This is a genomic window from Asaia krungthepensis NRIC 0535, assembly GCF_025995175.1.
GTDB lineage: Bacteria > Pseudomonadota > Alphaproteobacteria > Acetobacterales > Acetobacteraceae > Asaia > Asaia krungthepensis.
Window position 1 is genome coordinate 24027 of record NZ_BAPV01000016.1, and the last position, 10463, is coordinate 34489.

The 10463-nt window shown below is 57.4% G+C and carries 7 protein-coding genes; 4 read left to right on the forward strand and 3 right to left on the reverse strand.

Translation table 11 applies throughout. From position 1 onward, the window contains the following. Positions 1-3 precede the first annotated feature (3 nt). On the forward strand, positions 4-1473 hold the full coding sequence (gene dacB, locus AA0535_RS09855; RefSeq protein ID WP_264815843.1) for a D-alanyl-D-alanine carboxypeptidase/D-alanyl-D-alanine endopeptidase: 1470 nt from the start codon (positions 4-6) through the stop codon (positions 1471-1473). A gap of 24 nt (positions 1474-1497) precedes the next feature. On the opposite strand, the gene AA0535_RS09860 is transcribed toward dacB, so the two are convergent. Both AA0535_RS09860 and AA0535_RS09865 read right to left on the reverse strand, forming a co-directional pair. Then, entirely contained in the window at positions 1498-2388 is an 891-nt protein-coding gene (locus AA0535_RS09860) for a LysR family transcriptional regulator (protein WP_264815845.1), read from the reverse strand. Between the two features lie 2 nt (positions 2389-2390). Continuing rightward, positions 2391-3611: a serine hydrolase domain-containing protein gene (locus tag AA0535_RS09865; RefSeq protein ID WP_373319311.1), complete on the reverse strand. Its 1221-nt coding sequence runs from the start codon at positions 3609-3611 to the stop codon at positions 2391-2393. A 256-nt stretch (positions 3612-3867) separates the two neighbouring features. Here AA0535_RS09865 and AA0535_RS09870 point away from each other — a divergent pair, with 256 nt between their 5' ends. Continuing rightward, the gene (locus AA0535_RS09870) at positions 3868-5070 is read left to right on the forward strand and encodes an FAD-dependent oxidoreductase (protein ID WP_264815846.1); all 1203 of its coding nucleotides are present in this window, start codon (positions 3868-3870) and stop codon (positions 5068-5070) included. Beyond that, positions 5067-7481 (forward strand): penicillin acylase family protein, encoded by a 2415-nt coding sequence (locus AA0535_RS09875; RefSeq protein ID WP_264815847.1) that lies wholly within the window; start codon positions 5067-5069, stop codon positions 7479-7481. Before AA0535_RS09870 ends, AA0535_RS09875 begins: the two co-directional genes overlap by 4 nt. A 331-nt stretch (positions 7482-7812) precedes the next feature. On the opposite strand, the gene AA0535_RS09880 is transcribed toward AA0535_RS09875, so the two are convergent. Continuing rightward, positions 7813-9219, reverse strand: coding sequence for a WavE lipopolysaccharide synthesis family protein (locus tag AA0535_RS09880; RefSeq protein WP_264815848.1), 1407 nt, complete (start codon positions 9217-9219; stop codon positions 7813-7815). Between the two features lie 621 nt (positions 9220-9840). Here AA0535_RS09880 and AA0535_RS09885 point away from each other — a divergent pair. After that, positions 9841-10068, forward strand: coding sequence for a hypothetical protein (locus AA0535_RS09885; protein ID WP_264815849.1), 228 nt, complete (start codon positions 9841-9843; stop codon positions 10066-10068). Positions 10069-10463 lie beyond the last annotated feature (395 nt).

The following is a 10463-nucleotide window of genomic DNA, read 5'->3' on the forward strand; positions in this document are numbered from 1 at the left end:
TCCATGCGTCTTGCTGCCCTTCTTCTGGCCTCGACAATCGGGCTTGCCGCCTGCGCACCCCGCCTCCCCCCGGACCTGCAGGCGGGGGATGCCCTGTCCAGCACTCTCGCGCCACTTCTGGCCCCGCTTGAGGCAACAGGCGCGCGCTGGGGCATTCTGGTGACCGACACGGCCAACCACACACTATACGCTCATAACGCGACTCAGCGTTTCATCCCTGCCTCGAACACCAAGCTATTCACCACGGCGGCCGCCCTTGCCGCACGCGCGATTCTTGAGAGCAACGCTTCAACCGCCGGAACGCGCCTGTATCTGATCCCGCACCGGGGAAAATCGCCCGACCTTGTGTTACTGGGTGCCGCCGATCCCGCTCTTTCAGACAGTTCTGAATGCCTGGAGCATTGTCTTGTCACCCTGGCCAGCGCCGTTTCTGCCGCGGGCATCCGATCCGTCCACAAGGTGATCGGCGATGACACTCTGTTCCCGGACATACGCTGGGGCGAAGGGTGGAGCTGGAACAATCTCGCATCGCCCTACGGTACGGCAGTTTCCGCCCTGACACTCGACAACAATATCGGCACCCTGACCCTTTCTCCCGCATTGAAAGCTGGCCTCCCGGCTCGCCTGACGGAGATCAGTCCACCCTATCGCTTCGCCAATCGCGTCGAGACAACAGCTACCGGTCCTGCATCTGTGCGGATGGCCCTGATGCCAGGGCAGGAGACGGGCACGCTGAATGGTACTTTCCCGCGTGATGCCTCTCCGATGCGGGTATCTTTCGGTCTGGTTGATCCTGCCTTGACGGCGGCAGAACATTTAAGGGCACGATTGGAAACACTGGGCATTCACACTGCCCATGTCATGGCGCGCCATCGCGCTGCCGACGAAACCCGGTTCGAACTCCCCGCCCGGGCGCTCCTGCTTGCCCAGCACCCGCAGATGTCGCTCGGCAACGATATCCGCGTCATTCTGAAGGACAGCCAGAATCTCCACGCAGAGCTTCTTCTGCGTCGTCTGGGTCTGATTGCAGGAGATGGCAGCGTCGAAGCCGGTCAACGCGAGCGTATGGCGCTGCTTGCGCAGAGCGGGGTGATTTTCAACCGCCTGACCCTGGCCGATGGCTCAGGTATGTCCAGCTATAACCGTGTGACACCGCGCGATATCGTCTCTCTTCTGCTCTGGGCGGATCGGCAGCCATGGGGGAAGGAATGGGAAGAGGACCTCCCCCTTGCCGGAGAGGACGGGACCCTCGCGAAGCGCTTCCAGGGCACGATGGTTGCCGGGCATTTCCATGCCAAGACAGGGACGCTGAACGGCACCCATGCGCTCTCTGGCGTGCTCACGGCGGCAAGCGGACGAAAACTCATGGTCTCCATCCTGCTCAATGACGTCCCGGAGGATCTGCCCGCCACTTCCCCCCAGGCCACAGAGGCCATGGACCGGATTGTCGAGCGCGTTGCGGCCATGAACTAAAAAGGATCCTGAGAGTACCGCTCTTCAGAGGCGCGCCATTTCGCGGGTGAATTCCTGCTTGAGAATCTGGATGAAACTGCGCGCCATGCGCCGCAGTGCATGATCCTCACGATACACGGCCGAGCAGGTGATGGTCATGGGTGGATCGAGGCGACGCGCTGTTGGGAGGGTGGGGTCGTGCAGGGCGGTAAAGGCATCGACAATCGCCCAACCTGCCCCCAGCCGGGCCAGTTCCGCCGCCATGTAATGGGTTCTCACCCTGATCGCCGGGGAGACCTCCCATCCCGCTTTCTTCCATGCACTGCTGAGCGCCCAGGAGGTCGGGTCATGATCCGCAAGGCCTATCCACCTTGCCGGATCGATGGTTTCGAGGCGGACTGTATCGCCCCTTGCCGTATTGTCGAGCAGAACGAGCGGTATTTCCGCCAGGCTCTCGCAGATCAGCCCCGGCTCTTCCGTCGAGCCAAAGAGGATGCCGAAATCCAGATCGCGCTTGCGCAACCCGGCAATGATTTCTGCGCCGTGGAGCGTGTCCACGCTCAGCATGTTCTCGCCCGACTTTTCGCGATAGCGATTGATCACACGCGGCACCACGCTCAGCCCGAGACTTGGCACACAGCCGATGGACAGTTCATGGCCGCCCCTGCCCGTCCGCAGATTCTCCGTCAGCCGCGAAAGATCGGCAAACTGGTCGAACAGGGCTGTGATACGCGGCAACATGATCTGCGCCTCGCGTGTTGGCACCAGCCTGCCCTTTATCCGGTCGAACAGGGCAAAGCCGAGCGATTGTTCCGCATAGCGCAACGCCTTGCTGGCGGCGGGCTGCGAGACGTTGAGCGCCTCTGCCGCCTGTCGCAGCGAGCCCGTGCGCATGACATAGTAAACCAGTTCGATGGAGCGCAGACGCAGCGCCATGATCAGCCCCTTGTGACAGACGTCGCGACGGGTCGTGGAGCATCGAGCCCCAGCGCGCGCGCCGCCTCCGTAGCAATGGCCTGACGCAGGGCGACCACGCTATGGCCGCCAGAGGGATGCACCCTGTTGGTCAGGATGATTACATAGCTATCGCTTGGCGGGTCGATCCAGAGCGACGTGCCGGTAAAGCCGGTATGCCCGAACGAGCGCGGCGAAAAATACGCCCCGCGAGGTGTCGAGTAATGCGTGGAGATATCCCAGCCGAGACCACGCAGATCGGTTTTTCCCGCTGGCTGCTGGGGGCTGGTCATCAGCGCAAGCGTGTCGCGTCGCAGCGGGAATGCGCTTGGTCGCCCTGCCAGACGATCCAGCAGCGACTGGGCATAAAGACACATGTCATGCGCGTTGGAGAAGAGACCGGCATGACCGGCCACGCCCCCCATACGGCGGGCGGTGGGGTCATGCACCACACCGCGCAGCATGAGTCCATGCTCATCGAACTGCGTTGGTGCGATGAGCGGCGTCAGGGAGCGGCCGGGACGATAACCGCTCTGCGTCATACCGAGCGGGTCGAGAATATTGTGCTGGACGTAGGTTTCCAGCGGCATCCCGCTCAGACGCTCCACCACCAGCCCCAGTGTGATGAAGTTGACGTCGCTATAGACGAAGCGATCGCCGGGTGGCGTGGCAGGGACACTCTGCATGGCACGCCTGACGGCCTCAGCCTTGCCCTGCCACGGGTCGGTCAGGGCGATATCGGGGGGCAGTCCCGAATAATGCGTCAGCAGGAGACGAATGGTGATGTCGCTTTTTCCGGCTGCAGCAAAATCCGGCAGAATGGTCGCCACTGGCTCGTCCAGGCTGAGCCTGTTCTGTTCGACGAGTTGCATCACTGCAAGCGCCGTCATGCTCGGCTTGGTGAGCGAGGCCATATCGAAACGGGTATCCCAGCTTTCAGGCTCCCGCACCGGCACGAGAGCCCGGGCGCCATAGACATATCGGTGGACGATCCCGCCGCCGTGACCGATCGCCAGCACCACGCCCGGGCATTGACCCGCCTGCACCGCATCCCGCGCCAGACGATCAACTGACGCGAACGGATCGGGAGTGGCACACCCGGCAAGGCCTGATGAAAGACCGCCAGCAGCGCCGAACACCGCCATGCCGCTCCGCAGAAAATGGCGTCGATCGAGTATCAAGGCAGGTATGTCGTGTCTGATCATAACGGTTCCGGCATGACAAAATGGAAAGGCAACACACCACACCATGCGTCCCGCGCCTAGTCCTCATGAGACGACGTTCTGATAGAGGATATCCCGATCTTCGCACGTTTTATCCTGCCAGATGAAAGGTTTGATACCCATCCGGTTCTTTTCGCCCATAACCTGAAGTTAAGAGAGGCGCCCATCTTCCCAATAGGTCGCCCATGCGTCTCCCCCTAGGCTCACCCTATCGATTACGGGAAAAAAGGCCTCGGCTTTGGCGCAGCGTCATTCAGTCACCATTATCGGCGGTGGAGTCATCGGTCTGACCACTTCCTTCGCCCTGTGGCGCGCAGGGCATGAGGTCACTCTGGTCGAAAAACAGGCGCGCATTGCTTCGGGTGCCAGCCGGGCCAATGGCGGGCAGCTCAGCTATCGTTATGTCGCCCCCCTCGCGAGCCCTTCTGCCCCATTCGAAGCGCTGTCATGGCTGGGTCGATCCGGCTCGCCAGTGGCGCTTCACCCCAATGCCGACCTCCATCAATGGGGATGGATGGCCCGGTTTCTGCGTTCCTGCACCGAGGCCCGTTTCAGGGCAGCCAGTTCTGCCTTGCTGACGCTGGCGCTCGAAAGCCAGCGGGAACTGGCAACATGGCGTGACCAGGGACTTTCGGGATTCGACTGGAGACAGCCGGGCAAGCTGATCCTGTATCGCCATCACGCGTCATTCGCGAAAGCGGCGAAGGGTCTGAGCGACAGGCAGTCGCAGCGCCTCCTCACGCCGGCAGAATGCGCCATGATCGAACCCGCTTTCGCTGCACTCGCCCCCGAGCTGGCAGGGGGACTGTTCACAGACAGCGAAGAGGTCGCCGATTGCCACGCTTTCTGCCTGAAACTGCGCGACGCGATGCAGGGCCATGAACGTTTTCGTCTGCTGCACGGAAGCGCTGCGCTTGAGCGCTCGGGAACCCGTTGTCTGGTCAGGCTCAATGGCGTTCCCCTGCCGTCAAACAGGGTCATCCTTGCTGCGGGGCTCGCCTCACGCGAACTCGCACGCCCGCTGGGCGTGGGTCTGCCCCTCTATCCCCTGCGCGGTTACAGCCTCACCGTGACTCCTCCCGCATCCAGCCTGCCGGAGGTCAGCGTGACCGATTATGACCGACGTGTCGTTTATGCGCGCCATGGTGCCAGGCTGCGCATTGCGGCAATGGTCGATATCGGCAAGTCGGGCGCCAGAGGCGACGAACGCCGTCTGGCCCAGTTGCGCCGCCTCGCCCAACAGACCCTTCCGGAGGCCGGGCCCTATGACCGGGCCGAGGCCTGGGCAGGCGAACGCCCGGCCACGCCAGACAGTGTGCCGATCATCGAGCGCGGCCCCTGTGACAATCTTCTGTTCAATGTCGGCCATGGAGCGCTTGGTTTCACCCTTGCCCCGGGCTCGGCCAGACGGATCCTCAGCCTTGTCGGAGAAACGATGTGAGCCAAGCCCGCCCCCTGCCCAATGGCCGGTTTTCCGCCGGACGCCGCTCGTTCCTGCACGGTGCTGGCTGCGCGGCCCTGCTTTCCTGCGTGCCCCGCGCGGCGAGATCGGAACCGCGACATCAGGGGCTGGATGGGCTGAAAGCCCCTGTGACGGTCGTGGAGGATCAATGGGGCGTACCCCATATCCGTGCTGACTCGATCGGGGACGCATTTTACGCCAATGGTTATCTGGTGGCGCGCGACAGGCTCTGGCAACTCGATTTCGGGTACAGGCAATCACTGGGTCGCCTGGCAGAAGTCTTTGGCCCCTCTTTCGTCCCGTCGGACAAGGCCAATCGCCTGTTCCTGTATCGGGGCAACGCGGCGGAAGAACTGTCACGCTATGAGCCGTCTGTGCGTGATGCCGCAAGCGCGTATGTGGCTGGCATCAACGCCTTCATCCGCTCACTCCCGACAGATCTTGACGATATCGCGCCGGAATTCGCCCTTTACGATTATCGTCCCCTCGAATGGCAGGTTGAAGACCTGATTCGTATGCGCGCCGAACCGACAGGCAATACGGCGCTGGAGATCCGACGGGCCCGTCTGGCCGCTCTGGGACCTGAAGCCCTGCTTTATGACGCCTATCTGACCCCACGCGAGCCCGACTGCCCTCTTGTTCCCCCGGCGGGGCTGGATGTGTCCAAGGTCACCGAGCATGATCTGGGCGCGTTGGGCGTTCTGCAAAAACGCCTGCCACTCGGAGCCATTCACGCCGCCACCCTTCATGGCGATATGGGACATCGCAAGGCCAATGAGGGAAGTAATGCATGGTGTATCGCGCCCTCACGCACGGTGACGGGTCGACCGATCCTTGCCAATGACCCTCATCTTTCCTTTGGCGCGCCCGGCCCGCGCCATGTGCTGCATATGACTGCACCCGGACTGGATGTGATCGGTGCCGGAACACCCGGCATGCCCGGGATCATGCAGGGTCATAATGCCGATATTGCCTTTGGGCGGACAAATTTTCATATCGACCAGGAAGACCTCTTCGTTCTGAAAACCAATTCCGATGATCCCTCCCAATACTGGCATGACGGGGGATGGCGGCGGATGGAGGAGAGCCGCGTCACCATCGACGTGCGTGGGGCAGAGAGCGTTGAGGCCGTTCTACGCTACGCGGTTCAGGGGCCTGTTATCTCGGCAAATCCCGATGAAACCCGGGCGATTGCGCTGGCCGCCACATGGCTGGCACCGGGAGCGAATGCCATGCTCGGCAATATCGGCATCAATCTTGCCACTGACTGGAACAGCTTTCGCGAAGCCTTGAGACACCATACGAGCCCGACCAATTTCACCTATGCTGATCGGCACGGCAATATCGGCTGGCAGGCTGCGGGAGGGCTCCCAAGACGGCGACCCGAGCATGATGGCCTCATGCCTGCCCCGGGGGACGGCAGATATGACTGGCTCGGCCTGCGCCCGCTTGAAGATCTGCCCCATCTCTTCAATCCGGCAAAAGGCTGGTTCAGCACCTCGAACGAAATGAACCTGCCCACCATACCGGCCTACACAATCAGCCATGAATGGAGCCCGCCCTACCGCCACGAACGCGTGGAGCAGGTTCTCGATGCGACACCGCGGGCCAGTCTCAGGGACAGCGTAGCCCTGCAACATGACACCCTCTCTTTGCTGGCCCTGCGTATGGTCGCCCTACTGCCCGATCTTGCCGCGCCCAACACTGCCTTGCAGATGATGAAATCATGGGATGGGCATGTGACCGCCCAGAGCGCAGCGGCGGCTCTTTATGAGGTCTGGTCGACCCGGCTTTCGACAGCGCTGCACCATCGATTCGTGCCCAAGGAGTCTGGCGCGCTTTTGTCCGGCACACTTAGCCCGGTGGTTCAACTCGGCCTTCTTGAAAATCACGAAGCCTTCGGAGCAGCAGACTCCAGGCAGAAGCGAGATGATTTTCTCCTCGAGGTGCTGGGAGAGGCCTGGCATGAATGTTCGGAACTCATGGGGCCACTGCCTGCGGCGTGGCAATGGGGGCGACTGCACACCCTTACCCTCCGCCATGCGCTGGACAATGATCCGGCGGTCGCCCGCGCCTTTCCGCCCCTAGGCGGCGCGACATACGGTTCGAGCGGGGACCATTACACGGTCATGGCACGCTGGTATGACCCCGGGCATATCAAGGAAAACCCTTACGCCGTCACAGGGGGGGCCAGCTATCTCATGGTATGCGATGTAGGCGCCTGGGATAACTCCCTTTTCCTCAATTTCCCCGGTCAGTCAGGGAACCCCGCCTCGCCTCACTACGGGGATTTCTTTGCTCCATGGTATGCCAGCGACATGCAGCCCCTCGCCTTTTCCCGACATAGAGTGGACGAACTGGGGCGACGCCGTTTCGTCCTGTCACCGTGATGCGCGGATTATCCGAGTGTCTGCATGTAGCAGTCATATCGTAGCTGATATGATTCCGTCGAAAAAAGGCAGCGCATTTTCGAGGTAACCAGGCACGCCGAACGAACCACCCGTTGGAAAACGATCACAACAGACTTTTGATCGAAGCCCCGCCCTTGAGGATGACGGGGACTGTAGCACCACTGATTTTTAAGGGCGGTCGACGTCCCACTCTCTATTTTCCTGCATGGAAGCCCTAGGGTCAGCATAGAACGATTGCAATGTTGACGAGACGGAGCCGGTCTAGAGATCAGACATGGTACCAGTTGATCATTCGAAGAATGAAAAAATCTCAACCAACTTTATCGAGAAAAATTTTGTCTATCGACATGTCGATGAAACCGCGAGACGTCATAACGATCTCGAAATTTTCTATCTCGTCTTCGTCATGTTCAAACTCGATCTCAAAAAACGTTTTCTCGTTTCGGTATCCAGGGGAATATATTAATGCGACTTCCTTGGCACACAATACGTCTTGCCCTTTATTATAGGAGGCCGCAATGATCAGGGAGCAATTTTCATCCCGTGGATAAAGGGCCGAAACCTCTATTCGCGCCGCAAATTTACCTCTTGGCAATCCGATATAAGGTCCGAAACACACGATCCCTTCCGGGGCATCATGGGGTATTATTATACTTTTCCCAAAACGAAAACCAACATTTGTTAATAAATGCTCGGATCCTATAGTTATTGGAAATAATTTAGGTGTATAATCGCGGAGTTTATCAACACTTTTGAACAAATATTCTGATACATCTATCGAACGGTCTCGCGACATAACTATCCAGTCTTCTTCCATAATCCGCGTATTATTGTCGGAATATGAATTGAAGCCGTCTATATATTTCGGATAATAGACACCAAGGTGGTAGATATCGCATATGATAAAATTATCCAGTAAAATCTCAATGGATTGCACTACTGATCGATCGTCATTTTGATGCGTAAGATAAATATTATCTATCGTCTTTGAAAAATGTTCGAAATGAATATATTGCTCTATCGCGAGTCTTGAATAGAAGTTTCGCTCCTTTTCTTTCGTACCAGGCAAGCTTGGGTTAGAGTTGTAAAATGTCATGAATTCCAGATCGACGAAAGGTACATCCCAGATTTTGCGGACATCTGATGTCCTGCCAAGGTGAAACCAGTCGCCATAGTGGAAAGGAAGGCGCCCCCCCGCGAAAGGATTTAAGGTGTAAAGCGAGGAAATCATCACTGGCATATCAAATACTGTATAAGTTCCTCTCTGATAATATTTTTCGTATAGATCATCGTACTTCAGCAATACGCCTGTGTCTTTGAATAGGAGGTCATTGCGAACCCTGAGCACGTATTTTCTAGACGCAAGCTTCAGGCCATTCTGGGCTGCCTCAATCATGTGATTTGCATGACAATTAGTTCCGCCGCGGAACACGGGCGGAAAAGGGTTCGCAAGCCTCGCATAAGCAATTTTATCTGCATACTCGTTCACAAGAGAGCAAAAATTGTCCATCGCTTTGTTATAAGAGGCGCAATATCTCTCGCTAGATTTGCTGAAATCTATGAAATCAGAACTTGATATACAAAATATGATCTCAGCATTACGGAATGCCTTTCGATAAGACATGAGAATATTGGCAACTTCGCCATGATTGCTCACAGAGCAATTACCTTGGATCACGAGGCTAAGATTACTACAATCCGTTCCGATAGTGCTCATATTTTTCTTCTCTGATTTCAGGCACAAACCGTCAAGAAGAGCCCTTATATCCTTAGGGTCAATAGATATAACCAATAATCGAAAAATTATCGTGATAAAATTACTGTGTTCTAAAAAATTTTATTCCAAAAATCAGGATTCGATCAATATTTTTTTATATTATAATCAAATCACGACTAAATTTTGCAAACTTTCATGATATAATACCCCCGTCCCGCCAATGAAACGTGGCAGGCCCTACAAGAAAGATGGTGCAGAATAAAGCTCTTGTATAGCTATAATGCTATGTGACGACCTAAGGCATGTCGCGCCTTGAAGCTGTTGTGGGTCTGCGTTGCTCTTTATGATGAGCATGAAGCAGTCTGTGATATCTGCCGATATATGGCGAGCTTGGGAGCCTTTGATCGAGGCAGTGTAGCCCAAAGGCAAACCACCCCCACGCAATCTGCACCTTGAGGTATCGGCGGCCTCCTGGCGTCATCAAAACGTAGAAAAATTGCGATCTCTTCCACCGGAGTTTGGCCCTTGGTGGACTGCGGCTCAACTTTTCATTTGTTGGCAATGCTAGGTGTGTAGGAGGCATTCATCGAGAGGGCGAAGAACCGGAATCCAGCCTCGGGCATGGGCATGGGCATGGGCATGGGCATGGGCATGGGCATGGGCATGGGCATGGGCATTCTCGACGGCATAAACTTTAGGGCGCATCACAACATGGCGAGAGCCACTGAAACGGAAGGTTTCGAAAAGACCGAAGCAATTGTCAAACACCTGGCCGCTAGCGCAAAGGCTTTGGCAGCAAGGCCTGCGTGGCGGTCGACGGGCGCGGAAGAGGCCAGCTATCCACCCTGACCCCGAGGCAGGCGTAGGAACTATCGTCTGCCATGATACTACCGGACACATCCCCGGCTGCGCCACGCTATATTGCCTGTGACCGGGGCTATGCCTCAAACCTGTTTCGTGAAGATTATCAAAGCAGAGGCTCGCAGCCGGTCATTCCGACCAAACGAAGTGAGCCGCCTCTTCCGTGCCCCAAATGAGCCTATGAACACCATCATCTGGTCGTACATATGCGGACTCGCCTCAAAGAGCGGAGAGCCATTGCCACCCAATACGAAAAAACCACCGCTTTCTTCTTCTCCGTGGCCTGCATCGCTGCCGCCGCAGACCACATCAAGACCTTAAAGCCTGTTTAGGAAGTTGGAGCAGATGTGATTCAAGCTCTGGATGTGGACACCAGAGCAGAG